The following is a 14,722-nucleotide window of genomic DNA, read 5'->3' as shown; positions in this document are numbered from 1 at the left end:
AGCATGTTGCGTTCCGATCCAAGCCGCCCCGGGCCGCGCCCGGGGTCCGAAGGGCCGTTGCCGGAAGTGGGCGGCATCCTTGGCGGCGTGCTGTGGTGCGGCGCCGTGATCGGCTGGTGGCTGACGCGGCCCGAAGGGCAGGGGCCGGGCATTCTGATGGTGCTGCTGCTTCTGGTCGTGCCGCTGGCCTTGATCGCGGGTCTGGTCACGACCCTGCGGGCGATGGCCGATCTGCGGGCCGAGGCGGAGGAGCTGCGCCTGGCGCTTGACGGCGCGCGGACCGCCCCGCCCGTGGCGCACACGACCGCGCCGCGCCCGGCAACGGCCCGTCCCGCCGCCCGCCCGCCCGAACCCGACCAGTCCGAAATGTTCGACGAGCCCCCCGCGCCCGAACCGGCCCCCGATTTGACCATGGACGATTACCTGCGCGCCCTGAACTTCCCCGAATCGGAAGAGGACGCGGCGGGCATCGACGCCCTGCGCCGCGTTCTGGCCGACCCCGACGCCGCCCGTCTGCTGCGCGCGGCGCAGGATGTGCTGACGCTGCTGGCCGAGGATCGGATCTATCTGGACGAGGTCGCCTCGGACGCGCCGCGCGCCGATCTGTGGCGGCGGTTCGCGCATGGGGAACGCGGGCGCAGCATGGCGGGCGTGGGCACGATCCGCGACCGCGCGGCGCTGTCCGCCGCCGCCGCCCGTATGCGTGAGGATCAGATCTTCCGCGACGCCGCCCACCATTTCATGCGCGGATTCGACCGCAGCCTGCCCGCCTTCGGCCAATTCGCCACGGATGGAGAGCTGGAGGCGCTGGCCCAGACCCGCAGCGCGCGCGCCTTTCTGCTCTTGGCGCAGGCGGCCGGGGCGTTCAGCGCGGATGCGCCAACGGACGCACCATCGTGATCGTGGTCTGAAACCCGAACAGCGCCCCGGCCAGCCCGGCGGGGTGCCGCCCCACAGCCGCAAATCCCAGGCGGCGATAAAGCCGCTGCGCGCCCAGATTGGTGTCCACCACATCCAGCCGCAGCGCGGGGTATCCGCGCCGCGCCGCCTCCGTGCCGAGGGCGTCCAGAAGGGCGGTGCCGATCCCGCGCCCGCGCTGCCCTTCGGCCACGCACAGCCCGTCGATCAGAAAGCGCACATTGTCTGTGTCCTGGATCAGCAGGCCCAGCGCCGCCTGCCGCCACCCCGCCCCCACGCGGCCATAACTGTCGCGCATCAGGTCGGGCGTCGCGCCCACGAAGGCCCCTTGCGCGGTCTTGAACCCGCAAAGCCCCACAAGCCGCCCCCCCTCCACCGCAATCAGTGCGTGATCGGCCCGCATCGCGCGGGACAGAAGGTGATGGGCCTTGCCCTCTGGCCCCAGAACGCGGCCCAGCTTGGGACCGAACGCCGCCCAGTACATCCGCGCGGCCGCATCCCGCAGGGCGTCGGGCAGGCCGAATTCAAGCGTGACCATCCGGCCCTCGTTGCAATGCACCTGATCTGCGCCTATGCCAGAGCCGAGGCGGGGTAAAGTCATGACATCCATTTCACGGGCCGTTCTGGACGGGGTGCGCGCCGCACTGCCCTTCATCCTTGTGGTCACGCCGTTCGCGCTGGTCTTCGGCGTGGTGGGGGCCGAGGCGGGGCTGAACCTTCTGGAAATCATGGGGTTCTCCTTCCTTGTCGTGGCCGGGGCATCGCAGATCGTGGCGGTGGAACTGCTGCGCGACAACGCGCCCACGCTGGTCATCCTGGTGACGGCGCTGGCGGTGAACCTGCGGCTGATCATGTATTCCGCCGGAATGGCCCCGCTTCTGGCGGGGGCCACGTTGCGGCAGCGGGCGATGATCGCCTATGGCCTGACGGATCAAAGCTTCGCCCTCGTGATGGCCGATGCCGAACGCCGCCCCCGCAGCGTGGCCGACCGGATCGGCTTCTTTTTCGGCACGGTGATCATCATCGTCGGCTTCTGGTATGGCTTTACGCTGATCGGCGCGATGCTGGGGGCGACGATCCCGGACTCCTTTGCGCTGGATTTCGCGGTGCCGATCTCGTTCATCGCGACGCTGGCGCCGATGCTGCGCAGCGTGCCGCATATCGCGGCCTGCGCGGTGTCGGTGGCGGTGTCGCTGGCCCTGGTCGCCATGCCCTTCGGAACGGGCGTTCTGGTGGCGGCGGGGGCCGCGATGATCACGGGGGCCGCGACGGAGGCCTGGCTGTCCCGGCGGAGGGTGCGGGCATGAGCGATCTTACCTTGTGGACCGTGATCCTGGGGCTGGGCGTCGGGACGTTCCTGTTCCGCTTTTCGTTTCTGGCGCTGCGGGCGGACGCCTTTCCCGAATGGGCGCTGCGCCTTTTGCGCTATACCCCCGTGGCGGTCCTGCCGGGGTTGATCGCGCCGATGGTGATCTGGCCCCAGGCGACGGGGGGCGAGACGGACCCCGCGCGGCTGGCGGCGGCGGTGGCCACCGCCGTCGTGGGGCTTTGGACGCGCAGCGTGCTGTGGGGAATCCTTGGTGGCGGGATCACCCTCTACACGCTGCTTTGGGCGCTTCAGTAGGCGGCGACTTGCGCGCGCGGATCGCCGGGCGGCACCAGTTCGACGCCGTAATCCTTGCGCGCCGTGGCGTCGGTGATCAGACGTTCGCGCACATCCGGCAGGGCCCGGACCCGTTCCATCAGCGTGTCGGGATACCAGGTGCGCCCGATGCTTTCAAATCCCGGCACGCCGGCCAGAATCCCGGTGATGGACCGCGCGCATTGCGCCTTGCCCACCGCGCCGCGATCCTGCGCGCGGCGCATGACCAGATCGGCCACCTCGCGCGTGACGGGGATGACCTGTTCCACCACGTTCCATTCGGGACGCGCGTGATAATCGATATAGAAATCGACCATCTTGTCGTTCATGCCGAAGATGACGTCGTTGCGCTCGGGCAGCTGGGGATGCGAGAAGGTGCCCGCCGGATCGAACAGCACGCGCTGGCTGCCGTTGATCAGCAGGCCCGAATGCCCGCCATTGCCGTTCGACGTGCGGATCACGGTGAACAGCGTCAGCGAGGGCGGTTCGTTGCTGACATAGGTGGCGCGCTGGACCATCTCGGTCGGGGCCCAGCGGGGTTCGGCGCAGGCGGCAAGGGTGAACAGCGCCGCAAGGCACAGCAGGATATTGCGCATGGGGATCGGCTTTCCGTGAATGGGTCGGTTTGTGCCATAGCCGATTGTGCGCAGCCTGTCACGCTTGCGCGTCCCGCCCGGGGGGGGTAGCGAGGCGAATGTGTTTCCAAAGTCACCCGAGCGTCCGATGACCCGCCTTCTCGCCCCCGACGCCGACGGTCTGGATGAAGCCGCCCGCCTGTTGCGGGATGGCGGTCTGGTCGCCTTTCCCTCCGAAACGGTGTACGGCCTTGGCGGCGATGCCCGCAACGACCGTGCCGTCGCGCGGATATACGAGGCCAAGGGCCGCCCCAGCTTCAACCCGCTGATCGTGCATCTGCCCGATGCCGAGGCCGTGGCCCGCTTTGCCGTGCTGCCCGCGGGGTGGGAGCGTCTGGGCCATCTGTGGCCCGGCCCGATGACCCTTGTGCTGCCCGTGCGTCCGGGGTCGGGGCTGTCGCCGCTGGTCACGGCGGGTCTGGACAGCGTGGCGGTGCGGGTGCCTGCCCATCCCGTCACGCGGGCGCTGCTGCGGGCCTTTGGCGGGCCGCTGGCGGGGCCGTCGGCCAACCCGTCGGGCCGGATCAGCCCGACGCGGGCGGATCATGTGCTGGACGGCCTGTCGGGCCGGATCGAGGCGGTGGTCGATGGCGGCCCCTGCGCGGTTGGGGTGGAATCGACCATTCTGGGGCTGGTGGGGGCGCCGCGCCTTTTGCGCCCCGGCGGTGTGCCGGTCGAGGAGTTGGAGGCGATCCTCGGGCCCCTGCCCACGGGCGGGGATGCGGCGCAGCCCTCGGCCCCTGGCCAGCTTGTCTCCCATTACGCGCCGCGCGGGCGGGTCCGGCTGAACACGCGCGCGGCGGGGGATGAGGTCGGGATCGGGTTCGGCGCGGGGCCGGAGGGGCTGAACCTCTCCCCCTCCGCCGATCTGGTGGAGGCGGCGGCCAACCTTTTCCACATGCTGCGCGCCGCCGACGATCACGCGGGCGCGGGAGGGACCATCGCCGTGGCCCCCATTCCCGAAACCGGCCTTGGCCGCGCGATCAACGATCGCCTGCGCCGGGCAGCCGCGCCGCGCTGAACTCGGTGCGGGCGGCGTCGGCTTGGGTGATCGCGCGGATCACCCGGGCCGGGTTGCCCGCCGCCACAACCCCCGGCGGCACGTCCCGCGTCACCACCGCGCCCGCCCCGATCACCGCCCCGTCGCCGATCGTGACGCCCGGCAGGACGGTCACCCCGCCGCCGATCCAGACATTGTGGCCGATGGTGATGGGCAGGGCATATTCCAGCCCCGCATTCCGGCGGCCCGCATCCAGGGGATGCCCGGCGGTGTAGAGGCCCACATTCGGCGCGATGAACACGTGATCGCCGATGGTGACTCGCGCCCCGTCCAGGATCGTCAGGTTGGAATTGGCATAGAAATCATCGCCGATGGTGATGTTGGAGCCGTAATCGCAGGTGATCGCCCCGTCGAACACGAACCGCGCGCCAATGCGCCCGAACAGGGTGCCAAGCAGGCGGCGGCGCTCGTCCTCCTCGTCGGGCGACAGGGTGTTGATGCGGTGCAGAAGACGTTTGGTCTCCTTGCGCCGGGCGATCACCTCGGCGTCGTAATTGGCGTCATAAAGCTCGCCCCGCAGGGCCTTGTCCAGTTCGCTCATGCGCGCCGGCGGGGATAGGTGCCAAGGATCGCGATCTGGCTGGTGAAATAGCCCAATTCTTCCAGCGCGCGTTTGACGGGGGGATCCTCCGGGTGGCCTTCGATATCGGCATAGAATTCGGTGGCGACGAAACTGCCCCCGACCATATAGCTTTCCAGCTTGGTCATGTTGACGCCGTTCGTCGCGAACCCGCCCAGCGCCTTGTAAAGCGCGGCCGGAATGTTGCGGACGCGGAAGGTGAAGGTGGTGACCATCCGCTCGGCCCGCCGGTCGGGGTCGGCCTTGCGCGAACACAAAAGAAACCGCGTGGTGTTGTTGGACTGATCCTCCACCCCGTCGGCCAGAATCTCCAGCCCATAGATTTCGGCGGCCAGGCGCGGGGCGAGGGCGGCCAGCGTCGGATCGGCGGTTTCGGCCACCACGCGGGCCGAACCGGCGGTGTCCGCGCCCGTGACCGTGCCGATGCCCCGGTCGCGCAGGAACTGGCGCACCTGTCCCAGAAGGACCGTATGGCTCATGGCGCGGGTCACGCCCGACAGGGGCGCGCCGGGCAGGCCCATCAGCGCGATCTCCACCCGCACGAAGGCCTCGTCGATGATCTTCAGCCCGGAATTGGGCAGCAGCGAATGGATGTCGGCCACGCGGCCATAGGTCGTGTTCTCGATCGGCAACATGGCCAGATCCGCCTCGCCCGACAGGCACGCCTCGATCGCGTCCTCGAAGGTGCGGCAGGGCAGGACGTCCATGTCGGGGCGGGCGGCGCGGCAGGCGGCGTGGGAATAGGCCCCAAGCTCCCCCTGGAATGAAATGCGTCCGGTCATGTCCGTCCCCCCTGCCTCTGTGATCGTTCTGGTCTGGCTGCGACATGACTATACCTTGCCCCCGCGTGGGGGAAGCGCGTAGGTGATCGGGCAACAGGGGGAATGGCGATGGGGTGGGGCAGACCCGCAGGGCTGATCGCGGGAACGGGCGGCGCGCTGGCCGTGCTGGTCCTTTTGCGGGTGGGGGCGGGGGCGCTCTATGCCCCGCACCCTGCGCCGCAGGATCCGGGCCCCGCCACTGCGCCCGCAGGGGCCGCCCCCCCGACTGACACGACCGCGACCGAAACAACCCCGACCGGCGCGCCCGACCTTCCGGCGGGCGATGCGGCGGCGGGGCGCGTGGTGTTCAACCGCTGCGCCGCCTGCCACGCCATCGACGGGCCGAACCGCATCGGCCCGCATCTGGACGGGGTGGTGGGGCGTGAAAAGGCCTCTGTGCCCGATTTCGCCTATTCCCCCGCGCTGCGGGCCATGGCGGGGCAGGTCTGGACGCCGGAGGCGCTGGATGCCTTCCTGCGCAACGTGCGCGGATACGCGCCGGGGACCAAGATGGCCTTTGCCGGCATCGCCAGCGCGCAGGATCGGGCCGACCTGATCGCCTATCTTCAATCGGCGCCGTGATTTTCGCGCGGCCGCCTCTCACGCAATCGCAACTTGAGGGCCGGGGCTGCGCCGTCTAGCATTGCGGGCCAGAGATAACGGATGAACAGGGGTATGGGCATGATCGGCAAAGGGGTCGGGATCTCGCGGCGGGGCGTGTTGGGCGGGATCGGCGTCTCGGCCTTCGCCGCCGCCTATCCCGGTCTTATCCCGGCCCCCGCGGGGGCGCAGGAACCGGCGGGCGATCCGAACCGCATCCTGACCTCGCACGGGTTCTCCACCTTCGGCGCGCTGAAATACCCGGCGGGGTTCGCCCATCTGGACTATGTGAACCCCGACGCGCCCAAGGGGGGCGAGATGTCGAGCTGGGCCTTGGGCACCTTCGACAGCTTCAACCCCTATTCCCGCAAGGGGCGCGCCTCGGCCCTGTCGGTGATGCCCTATGAAAGCCTGCTGGGCGACGTCGCGGACGACACGGCCTATTACGGGCTGGTGGCCCACAGCCTTGAATATCCCGAAACGCAGGATTGGGTCGTCTTCCACATGCGGCCCGAGGCGATGTTCTCGGACGGAACGCCCGTCACCGCCCATGATGTGGCCTTCAGCCACAACCTGCTCTTGGAACAGGGGCTGCCCTCCTATGCCCAGTCGGTCAAGGCCTCCATCCCCACGGTGGAGGCGATCGACGATTCGACCGTGCGCTTCGTCTTTGCCGACGGGGTGCCGCGCAAAAGCCTGATCGGGCAGGCGGGCGGCACGCCGATCTGGTCGCGGGCGTGGTATGAGGCGACCGGCGCGCGGCTGGACGAAAGCCGGCTTGAGACGTCGCCCGGGTCCGGCCCCTATGTCATCGACAGCTATGACATCAACCGCCGCATCACCCTGCGCCGGAACCCCGACTATTGGGGCCGCGATCTGCCGATCATGCAGGGGCGCGCGAATTTCGACACGATCCGCGTGGAATATTTCGCCGATCCCGGCGCCGCGTTCGAGGCGTTCAAGGCGGGCCAGTTCACCTTCCGGCAAGAGACGAACTCCGGCACCTGGTCCACCGGCTATGATTTCCCCGCCGTGACCCGTGGCGAGGTGGTGAAAGAGGAGCTGCCCGACGGCAACATCCCGCAGGCCACGGGCTTCGTCTTCAACCTGCGGCGGGAGAAGTTTCAGGACCTGCGCGTCCGCCGCGCGCTTGCGCTGATGTATAATTTCACCTGGACCAACAACACGCTGCAATACGGCCTCTTCCAGCAGCGCGTAAGCTTCTGGCAGAACAGCCCCGACCTTCAGGCCCAGGGCGTCCCCGAAGGGCGCGAGCTGGAATTGCTGCAGGAGGTGTCGGACCAGATCGCGCCCGAGATCCTGACCGCCGAGGTGGCGATGCCCCATGTGTCGGGTGACCGGCAATTGGATCGCGGCAACCTGCGCGCGGCGCTGGCCCTGATGCAGGACGCGGGCTGGACCCCCGACGCGACGGGCCGCCTGAACCGGGACGGCGAACCGTTCACGCTGGAATTCCTGATCGGCGATCCGAATCTGGACCGCTACATCACCCCCTATACCGACAATCTGAAGGCGCTGGGCGTGGACGCGACCATGCGGCGGGTGGATTACGCCCAATACACGCTGCGGGAACGCGACCACGATTGGGACATGATCCTCGATGGCTATCTCACCGGCCCCGAGGAGGGGACCGGCATGGCCCAGCGGTTCGGCAGCGCGGACAAGGACGATCTGTTCAACCCCGCAGGCTATGGCTCGCCCGCGCTGGACCATCTGATTTCCCGCGTGATCGACGCCACCACGCGCGAGGAGATGGCGGCGGGCGTCCGCGCCGCCGACCGTCTGCTGCGGCACGAGATGATCATGGTGCCGACGTGGTATCTGGGCAAATACTGGGTCGCCTATTGGCAAGGCTATGGCCGGCCAGACACGATCCCGCCCTATGCGCTGGGCCAGAATGACTTCTGGTGGTCGGACAAGACCTGATGGGCGCGTATATCCTTCGCCGGCTTTTGCTGATGGTGCCGGTGCTGTTCGGGATCATGGTGATCAACTTCGTGCTGGTGCAATTCGTGCCGGGCGGCCCGATCGAACAGGTCATCGCCAACATGCAGGGCCAGGGCGATGCGCTGGAAGGCGTGACGGGGGGCGCGGGCGATGCGGGGGCGCAGCGCGACGTGACCTCGGGCGCGACGGGCACCACCTATGTCGGATCGCGCGGTCTGCCGCCGGAATTCATCGCCGATCTGGAACGGCAGTTCGGCTTCGACAAGCCGCCGCTGGAACGGTTCCTGCTGATGATCGGCAATTACCTGCGGTTCGATTTCGGCGAGAGTTACTTTCGGTCCATCTCGGTCGTCGATCTGGTGGTGGAGAAGATGCCGGTGTCGATCTCGCTCGGCCTCTGGTCCACGCTGATCGCCTATCTGATCTCCATCCCCTTGGGCATTGCCAAGGCCACGCGGGACGGGACGCGGTTCGACACGCTGACCTCGGCCCTGATCATCGTCGCCTATGCCATTCCGGGCTTTCTGTTCGCCATTCTGCTCCTGGTCCTGTTCGCGGGGGGCAGCTATCTCCAATGGTTCCCAATCCGGGGGCTGACCTCGGACAACTGGGCGCAGCTGGGGCCATTCGCCAAGATCGCGGATTACTTCTGGCACATCGCCCTGCCGGTCACGGCCTCCACCATCGCCAGTTTCGCGACCCTGACCCTGCTGACGAAGAACAGCTTTCTGGACGAGATCAAGAAGCAATACGTCATGACCGCCCGCGCCAAGGGGCTGACCGAAAACCGCGTGCTTTACGGCCACGTCTTCCGCAACGCGATGCTGATCGTGGTGGCGGGCTTTCCGGCGGTGTTCGTGGCGGTGTTCTTCGGCGGCAGCCTGATCATTGAGACGATCTTCTCGCTGGACGGTCTGGGGCGGCTGGCCTTTGAGGCGGCGGTCAGCCGCGATTATCCGGTCGTTTTCGGCACGCTGTTCGTGTTCAGCCTGATCGGGCTGATCGTCGGGCTGATCTCGGACCTGATGTATGTCTGGATCGACCCCCGCATCGATTTCGGGAGCCGCGGATGACCCCCCTCAACGCGCGCCGCTGGCGCAACTTCAAGGCCAACCGCCGCGCCTTCTGGTCGCTCTGGATCTTTGCCGTGCTGTTCGGCCTGTCGCTGATGGCCGAGGTGATCGCCAACGACAAGCCAATCCTCGTCCGCTATCAGGGGGAATGGCGGTCGCCCATCATGACCTTCTATCCCGAAACGGCCTTCGGCGGGGATTTCCGGACCGAGGCCGATTATACTGCGCCCGAGGTGCAGTGCCTGATCATCGCGGGGGGCGCGGAGGGGTGTTTCGACGATCCCGAAGGCACCATCACCGAAGCCGAGGATCGTGGCACCGTGGCGGGCGAGGTGGTGCAGACCGGCTGGATCCTCTGGCCGCCCATCCCCTACAGCTATGACACCGTGAACAATCTGGGCCGCGCCGCGCCCTCGCCCCCCGATGCGAACCATTGGCTGGGGACGGACAACACCGCGCGGGATGTTCTGGCCCGCGTCATCTACGGCTTCCGCCTGTCGGTGACCTTCGCGCTGATCGTGACGGCGCTCACCTCGGTCATCGGCATCGCGGCGGGGGCGGTGCAGGGGTATTTCGGCGGCTGGACCGACCTCACCTTCCAGCGGGTGATCGAGCTGTGGTCGGCGACGCCCATGCTTTATGTCATCATCATCGTCGGCGCGCTCTATCGGCTGGATTTCTGGTCGCTGGTTGTGCTGTCGGTCTTGTTCGGGTGGACGGCGCTGGTGGGCGTGGTGCGGGCCGAATTCCTGCGCGCGCGGAACTTCGAATATGTGCGGGCGGCGCGGGCGCTGGGCGTGTCGGACGGGCGGATCATGCTTCGCCATGTGCTGCCCAACGCCATGGTCGCCACGCTGACCATGCTGCCCTTCATCACCGCGGGCGCGATCGGCAGCCTGGCGGCGCTGGACTTTCTGGGTTTCGGCCTGCCGTCCTCAGCCCCTTCCCTGGGCGAACTGACATTGCAGGCCAAGAACAACCTTCAGGCCCCGTGGCTGGGCTTCACCGCCTTCTTTACCTTCGCCATCATGCTCTCCCTCCTCGTCTTCATGTTCGAGGGGGTGCGCGATGCCTTCGACCCCAGAAAGACCTTTCGATGACCGTGCTGGAGGTAACCGACCTGAACATCCGCTTCCGGCAGGACGGGGCCACGCATCACGCGGTGCGGGGCGTGTCATTCCGGGTGGAAAAGGGCCAGACCGTGGCGCTGGTGGGGGAATCCGGGTCGGGCAAGTCGGTGACGGCCCTGTCCACCGTGCAGCTTCTGGGCGACGCGGCCGAGGTGACGGGGTCCGTCCGCTATATGGGCCGCGAGATGGTGGGCGCGGCGGAGCGCGAGTTGCGGGCCGTGCGGGGCAACGACATCAGCTTTATCTTCCAAGAGCCGATGACCTCGCTCAACCCCCTCCACACGATCGAGCGGCAGGTGACGGAAAGCATCGCGCTGCATCAGGGGCTGCGGGGGGCGGCGGCGCGCGCGCGGGTGCTGGAACTGCTGGACAAGGTCGGTATCCGTGACGCCGAAAACCGCCTGTCGGCCTATCCCCACCAGCTTTCGGGCGGGCAGCGCCAGCGGGTGATGATCGCCATGGCGCTGGCCAACAACCCGACGCTGTTGATCGCGGACGAACCGACGACGGCGCTGGACGTGACGATCCAGGCGCAAATCCTCGACCTTCTGGCCGACCTGAAGGTGCGTGAGGGGTTGAGCCTTCTGTTCATCACCCACGACCTGAATGTGGTGCGCAAGATCGCCGACCGCGTCTGCGTCATGCAGAACGGCGTGCTGGTGGAAGAAGGGGCGACCGCCGACATCTTCGCCAATCCGCAGCATCCCTATACCCGCAAACTGCTGGGGGCCGAACCCACGGGGCGTCCGGTTCCGGTGCCCGACGACGCGGCCGAGGTGCTGCGGACAGGTGATCTGCGCGTCTGGTTTCCCGTGCATGGCGGTCTCTTGCGGCGGGTGAAGGGGCATGTGAAGGCGGTCAACGCCGCCACCCTGACCCTGCGCGCGGGCGAGACGCTGGGCGTGGTGGGCGAATCGGGATCGGGCAAGACGACGCTGGCCATGGCCGTCCTGCGGCTGGTGGAAAGCCACGGCCCCATCGTCGTTCTGGGCCAGGACGTTCAGGGCAAGCGCGCGCGGGCGCTGCGGGGCTTGCGCCGCGACATGCAGGTGGTGTTCCAGGACCCGTTCGGCAGCCTCTCGCCCCGCATGACGGTGGAGGAGATCATTGCCGAGGGGCTTGGCGTGCACGGGGCCGAGGGCAACCGGCACGAGATGGTCGCCGCCATCATGACCGAGGTGGGCCTCGACCCCGCCACGATGGCGCGCTACCCGCATGAATTTTCCGGCGGCCAGCGCCAGCGCATCGCCATCGCCCGCGCGATGATCCTGCGCCCCAAACTGGTGGTGCTGGACGAGCCGACCTCCGCGCTGGACATGACGGTGCAGGTGCAGATCGTGGACCTTCTGCGCGACTTGCAGCGGAAATGGGGCCTCGCCTATCTGTTCATCAGCCACGATCTGCGGGTGGTGCGCGCCCTGTCGCACAAGATCATGGTCATGCGCGCGGGCGATGTGGTCGAAGCCGGCACGGTGGAGGCGGTGTTCGACCGCCCCGCCACCGACTATACCCGCAATCTGATGCAGGCCGCGTTCCCGACCGCGCCATGAAAATCCTGTTCCTGCATCAGAACTTTCCCGGACAGTTCCTGCATCTTGCCCCGGCGTTGAAGGCGCGGGGCCACGACTGTCTGGCCCTGACGGTGGAGGGGAACACCCGTCCGTCCGACATCCGCACCCTGCGCTATCGCTTCAGCCCCAGCGACCGCGACGGCATCGGGCTTGCGGGCGATTACGCGCGGATGACCGACCGGGGGCTGGCCGTGGCGCGCGCCGCCTATCGTCTGCGGGCCGACGGCTATGTGCCGGATGTGATCCTCGGCCATTCCGGCTGGGGCGAGACGTTGTTTCTGAAGGACATCTGGCCCGAGGCGCGGCTGCTGATCTATGCCGAGTTCTTCTATCGCGGGCAGGGGCAGGATACGGGGTTCGACCCCGAGTTCAGCGCGGTGGGGCCGGATGCGGGGGTGCGCGCGCAGGCGCGGGGGGCGCATCTGTCGCAGGCGCTGGTCCATGCCGATGCCGGGATTTCGCCCACGCAGTGGCAGGCGGACAGCCACCCCGCGACCCTGCGCCCGATGATCCGGGTGATCCATGACGGGGTGGACACCGCCCGCATGGCCCCCGACCCCCATGCGCAGGTGGCCGTGCCGAACGGTCCCACCCTGCGCGCGGGGGACGAGGTGCTGACCTTCGTGAACCGCAATCTCGAACCTTATCGCGGGTATCACATCTTCCTGCGGGCCTTGCCAGACGTTCTGGCGGCACGGCCCCGCGCGCAGGTGGTGATTGTGGGGGGGGACGGCGTCAGCTATGGCCGCGCGCCCCCCGAAGGGTCGTGGAAGGACCGTTTCCTGACCGAGATGGGCGACCGCCTGGACCGGTCGCGCGTGCATTTTCTGGGGAACGTGCCTTACGGCGTGTTCCGGTCATTGATGCAGGTGACGCGGGTCCATGCCTACCTCACCTATCCGTTCGTCCTGTCCTGGTCGATGCTGGAGGCGATGTCGGCGGGCGCGCTGGTCGTGGGATCCGACACCCCCCCAGTGCGCGAGGTGATCCGGCACGGGACCAACGGGCTGCTGGTGGACTTCTTCGATGTGGCGGGGTGGTCGGCGGCGCTGACGGGGGCGCTGGCCGACCCCGCCCGGCATGACGGGGTGCGCGCGGCGGGGCGGCAGACGATTCTGGATCGGTATGATCTGCGCGCGCACTGCCTGCCGCGCATGATCGCCTTTGTCGAAAACCGGGCCTGATTACGGCCCGATCTCGAAACATTCCTCGGATTTGGCGCGCAGGCGGCGGCAGGCGAGGCTGGCCTGATCCTGCGTCAGCCCCATGATGTTGGCGTCATAGCCGCTGGCGCGCTGCACGATCTTGCGCAGCCCGTCGTTCAGCGTGGCGCTTTCGGCCAAGGCGATCTGCGTCATCGCGCGGTCGGCGGCATAGCTGGAGTTGAACCGCCCGACATTCACCCCCCAATGCCGCCCGCCGGAGGTGGAGAGCGTCGCCACCATCTCTTGCTGCTGGGGCTGGGCGACCTTTTCCTCGATCAGTTCGAAGGGCAGGGGCTGGCTGGAGGCCGACGCCACCGCCACGTTGATGGAGGCGGCATCCGCCCCCGCCCGCGCGGCCGGCGCGGGCGAGGCCTCGAGGCCGGAGGTGGAGGCCGATTGCAGCGCGCTGGCGATGCCGCTCTCCATCCCCTCCACCGCCGAGGCGAGTTGGGTCGAGGCGGGGGCCGATCCGGGCCGCGCCTGCGGGCGGAGCGAGCTTGCGACCACCGACGGCGCCGCCCCGGCGGATGCGACCAGCGCGGGGGCCTGCTGAACCGGGGCCTGCGGCACGGGGGCCGCCGATCCCGGCGCGGTGGGCGCGATGATGGGGGCGTTGCGCGGCGCACGCTCGAACCCCATGTCCAGAAGCTTGGCCATCCGCGCGTTGCGGTCGGCCGTGGACGTGCCGCCGAACACCGTCGCGATGATCCGCGAATTGCCCCGCAGTGCCGAGGCGGTCAGGTTGAACCCGGCGGCGGAGGTGTAGCCGGTCTTGATCCCGTCCGCGCCTTCATAGGCGTCAAGGAAGCGGCGGTTGGTGTTGGCCACCGTCGCCATGCCCGCATCCGTGCTGCGGCGCGAGAAGAGGTTGTAGTATTCCGGGAAATCGAACAGCAGGTGACGGCCCAGGATGGACATGTCATGCGCGGTGGACATGTGGCCCGTCCGCGTCAGCCCGTTGGCGTTGACGAAGGTGGAGTTGTTCATCCCCAGCGCCTTGGCGGTGCGGTTCATCATCGCGGCGAAGGTCGCCTCATCCCCGCCCAGGGCATCGCCGATGGCCGAGGCCGCGTCGTTGCCCGATTTCACCGCCGCCGCCCGGATCAGATAGCGCAGGGCGATCTTCTGCCCGGCCCGCAGCCCCAGCCGCGACGGCGGCTGCGACGCGGCGTTGCGCGACACGGTGATCATCGTGTCCAGCGACACCTTGCCTTCCTTGATGTGCTGGAACGCGATATACAGCGTCATCATCTTGGTCAGCGAGGCCGGATGCAGCCGCGTGTCCGCGTTTGTCGAATACAAGGTTTCGCCCGTTCGCGCGTCCATGACATAGGCGGCATAGGGTGCGGCCTGCGCGGCCCCCACCCCTGACGCCAGTATGACGGCCAGCAGCAAAAAACGGACATACTGCCCAAGCAGCGATGCGATCGCCTGTCCCATATGTGTTCCCGCCTCGGAGATGGTCCCTTTCTTTATGGCGAAGGGACTTTATCAATCCATTAAGGCTAGCACAGCATCC

General features: G+C 68.0%; 15 protein-coding genes. 10 read left to right on the top strand and 5 right to left on the bottom strand.

The window, feature by feature from the left end:
• Positions 1–3: 3 nt before the first annotated feature.
• A complete protein-coding gene (locus tag MU449_RS11790) occupies positions 4–900 on the top strand; it encodes a hypothetical protein (RefSeq protein WP_244738332.1) in 897 nt (298 codons plus the stop codon).
• On the opposite strand, the gene MU449_RS11785 is transcribed toward MU449_RS11790, so the two are convergent.
• Positions 866–1,519: a GNAT family N-acetyltransferase gene (locus MU449_RS11785; RefSeq protein ID WP_342345656.1), complete on the bottom strand. Its 654-nt coding sequence runs from the start codon at positions 1,517–1,519 to the stop codon at positions 866–868. The genes MU449_RS11790 and MU449_RS11785 overlap by 35 nt on opposite strands.
• Here MU449_RS11785 and MU449_RS11780 point away from each other — a divergent pair.
• Together MU449_RS11780 and MU449_RS11775 are read left to right on the top strand one after the other, a co-directional pair.
• A complete protein-coding gene (locus MU449_RS11780) occupies positions 1,518–2,225 on the top strand; it encodes an AzlC family ABC transporter permease (RefSeq protein ID WP_244738330.1) in 708 nt (235 codons plus the stop codon). The genes MU449_RS11785 and MU449_RS11780 overlap by 2 nt on opposite strands.
• Positions 2,222–2,542 carry an AzlD domain-containing protein gene (locus MU449_RS11775; protein ID WP_244738328.1) on the top strand — a complete coding sequence of 107 codons (321 nt, stop codon included), beginning with the start codon at positions 2,222–2,224 and terminating at the stop codon, positions 2,540–2,542. Before MU449_RS11780 ends, MU449_RS11775 begins: the two co-directional genes overlap by 4 nt.
• Here the strand turns inward: MU449_RS11775 and MU449_RS11770 are convergent.
• Positions 2,536–3,156, bottom strand: a complete 621-nt coding sequence (locus MU449_RS11770; protein ID WP_244738326.1) for a hypothetical protein — start codon at positions 3,154–3,156, stop codon at positions 2,536–2,538. The two genes, MU449_RS11775 and MU449_RS11770, sit on opposite strands and share 7 nt — an antisense overlap.
• A gap of 127 nt (positions 3,157–3,283) precedes the next feature.
• Between MU449_RS11770 and MU449_RS11765 the strand changes: the two genes are divergently transcribed.
• On the top strand, positions 3,284–4,216 hold the full coding sequence (locus MU449_RS11765) for an L-threonylcarbamoyladenylate synthase (RefSeq protein ID WP_244738324.1): 933 nt from the start codon (positions 3,284–3,286) through the stop codon (positions 4,214–4,216).
• On the opposite strand, the gene MU449_RS15825 is transcribed toward MU449_RS11765, so the two are convergent.
• Together MU449_RS15825 and MU449_RS11750 are read right to left on the bottom strand one after the other, a co-directional pair.
• Positions 4,179–4,796: a sugar O-acetyltransferase gene (locus MU449_RS15825; protein ID WP_280517658.1), complete on the bottom strand. Its 618-nt coding sequence runs from the start codon at positions 4,794–4,796 to the stop codon at positions 4,179–4,181. The two genes, MU449_RS11765 and MU449_RS15825, sit on opposite strands and share 38 nt — an antisense overlap.
• Positions 4,793–5,617, bottom strand: coding sequence for a prephenate dehydratase (locus MU449_RS11750; protein ID WP_244738323.1), 825 nt, complete (start codon positions 5,615–5,617; stop codon positions 4,793–4,795). Before MU449_RS11750 ends, MU449_RS15825 begins: the two co-directional genes overlap by 4 nt.
• Before the next feature lie 108 nt (positions 5,618–5,725).
• Here MU449_RS11750 and MU449_RS11745 point away from each other — a divergent pair, with 108 nt between their 5' ends.
• The 6 genes from MU449_RS11745 to MU449_RS11720 all read left to right on the top strand — a co-directional run bounded on the left by MU449_RS11745 (position 5,726) and on the right by MU449_RS11720 (position 13,182).
• Complete coding sequence (locus tag MU449_RS11745) at positions 5,726–6,238, top strand: c-type cytochrome (RefSeq protein WP_244738322.1); 513 nt, start codon at positions 5,726–5,728, stop codon at positions 6,236–6,238.
• Positions 6,239–6,337: 99 nt separating this feature from the next.
• Positions 6,338–8,203 (top strand): extracellular solute-binding protein, encoded by a 1,866-nt coding sequence (locus MU449_RS11740; protein WP_244738320.1) that lies wholly within the window; start codon positions 6,338–6,340, stop codon positions 8,201–8,203.
• A complete protein-coding gene (locus MU449_RS11735; protein WP_244739053.1) occupies positions 8,203–9,297 on the top strand; it encodes a microcin C ABC transporter permease YejB in 1,095 nt (364 codons plus the stop codon). The genes MU449_RS11740 and MU449_RS11735 overlap by 1 nt, the downstream gene beginning before the upstream one ends.
• Positions 9,294–10,397, top strand: coding sequence for an ABC transporter permease (locus tag MU449_RS11730; RefSeq protein WP_244738318.1), 1,104 nt, complete (start codon positions 9,294–9,296; stop codon positions 10,395–10,397). Before MU449_RS11735 ends, MU449_RS11730 begins: the two co-directional genes overlap by 4 nt.
• Positions 10,394–11,977 carry an ABC transporter ATP-binding protein gene (locus tag MU449_RS11725; protein WP_244738316.1) on the top strand — a complete coding sequence of 528 codons (1,584 nt, stop codon included), beginning with the start codon at positions 10,394–10,396 and terminating at the stop codon, positions 11,975–11,977. Before MU449_RS11730 ends, MU449_RS11725 begins: the two co-directional genes overlap by 4 nt.
• Positions 11,974–13,182: a glycosyltransferase gene (locus tag MU449_RS11720; RefSeq protein WP_244738314.1), complete on the top strand. Its 1,209-nt coding sequence runs from the start codon at positions 11,974–11,976 to the stop codon at positions 13,180–13,182. The genes MU449_RS11725 and MU449_RS11720 overlap by 4 nt, the downstream gene beginning before the upstream one ends.
• Here the strand turns inward: MU449_RS11720 and MU449_RS11715 are convergent, their stop codons facing one another.
• Positions 13,183–14,643: a D-alanyl-D-alanine carboxypeptidase family protein gene (locus MU449_RS11715; RefSeq protein ID WP_244738313.1), complete on the bottom strand. Its 1,461-nt coding sequence runs from the start codon at positions 14,641–14,643 to the stop codon at positions 13,183–13,185.
• Positions 14,644–14,722 lie beyond the last annotated feature (79 nt).

This window comes from Falsirhodobacter halotolerans, assembly GCF_022899245.1.
Classification (GTDB): Bacteria; Pseudomonadota; Alphaproteobacteria; order Rhodobacterales; family Rhodobacteraceae; genus Falsirhodobacter; species Falsirhodobacter halotolerans.
This window is presented reverse-complemented; position numbering and strand designations above follow the sequence as displayed.

Excerpts from the sequence above, each read along its gene's own strand:
- MU449_RS11790 (WP_244738332.1), top strand. The coding sequence starts at position 4 with ATGTTGCGTTCCGATCCAAGCCGCCCCGGGCCGCGCCCGGGGTCCGAA.
- MU449_RS11780 (WP_244738330.1), top strand. The coding sequence starts at position 1,518 with ATGACATCCATTTCACGGGCCGTTCTGGACGGGGTGCGCGCCGCACTG.
- MU449_RS11785 (WP_342345656.1), bottom strand. The coding sequence starts at position 1,519 with ATGACTTTACCCCGCCTCGGCTCTGGCATAGGCGCAGATCAGGTGCAT.
- MU449_RS11775 (WP_244738328.1), top strand. The coding sequence starts at position 2,222 with ATGAGCGATCTTACCTTGTGGACCGTGATCCTGGGGCTGGGCGTCGGG.
- MU449_RS11770 (WP_244738326.1), bottom strand. The coding sequence starts at position 3,156 with ATGCGCAATATCCTGCTGTGCCTTGCGGCGCTGTTCACCCTTGCCGCC.
- MU449_RS11765 (WP_244738324.1), top strand. The coding sequence starts at position 3,284 with ATGACCCGCCTTCTCGCCCCCGACGCCGACGGTCTGGATGAAGCCGCC.
- MU449_RS15825 (WP_280517658.1), bottom strand. The coding sequence starts at position 4,796 with ATGAGCGAACTGGACAAGGCCCTGCGGGGCGAGCTTTATGACGCCAAT.
- MU449_RS11750 (WP_244738323.1), bottom strand. The coding sequence starts at position 5,617 with ATGACCGGACGCATTTCATTCCAGGGGGAGCTTGGGGCCTATTCCCAC.
- MU449_RS11745 (WP_244738322.1), top strand. The coding sequence starts at position 5,726 with ATGGGGTGGGGCAGACCCGCAGGGCTGATCGCGGGAACGGGCGGCGCG.
- MU449_RS11740 (WP_244738320.1), top strand. The coding sequence starts at position 6,338 with ATGATCGGCAAAGGGGTCGGGATCTCGCGGCGGGGCGTGTTGGGCGGG.
- MU449_RS11735 (WP_244739053.1), top strand. The coding sequence starts at position 8,203 with ATGGGCGCGTATATCCTTCGCCGGCTTTTGCTGATGGTGCCGGTGCTG.
- MU449_RS11730 (WP_244738318.1), top strand. The coding sequence starts at position 9,294 with ATGACCCCCCTCAACGCGCGCCGCTGGCGCAACTTCAAGGCCAACCGC.
- MU449_RS11725 (WP_244738316.1), top strand. The coding sequence starts at position 10,394 with ATGACCGTGCTGGAGGTAACCGACCTGAACATCCGCTTCCGGCAGGAC.
- MU449_RS11720 (WP_244738314.1), top strand. The coding sequence starts at position 11,974 with ATGAAAATCCTGTTCCTGCATCAGAACTTTCCCGGACAGTTCCTGCAT.
- MU449_RS11715 (WP_244738313.1), bottom strand. The coding sequence starts at position 14,643 with ATGGGACAGGCGATCGCATCGCTGCTTGGGCAGTATGTCCGTTTTTTG.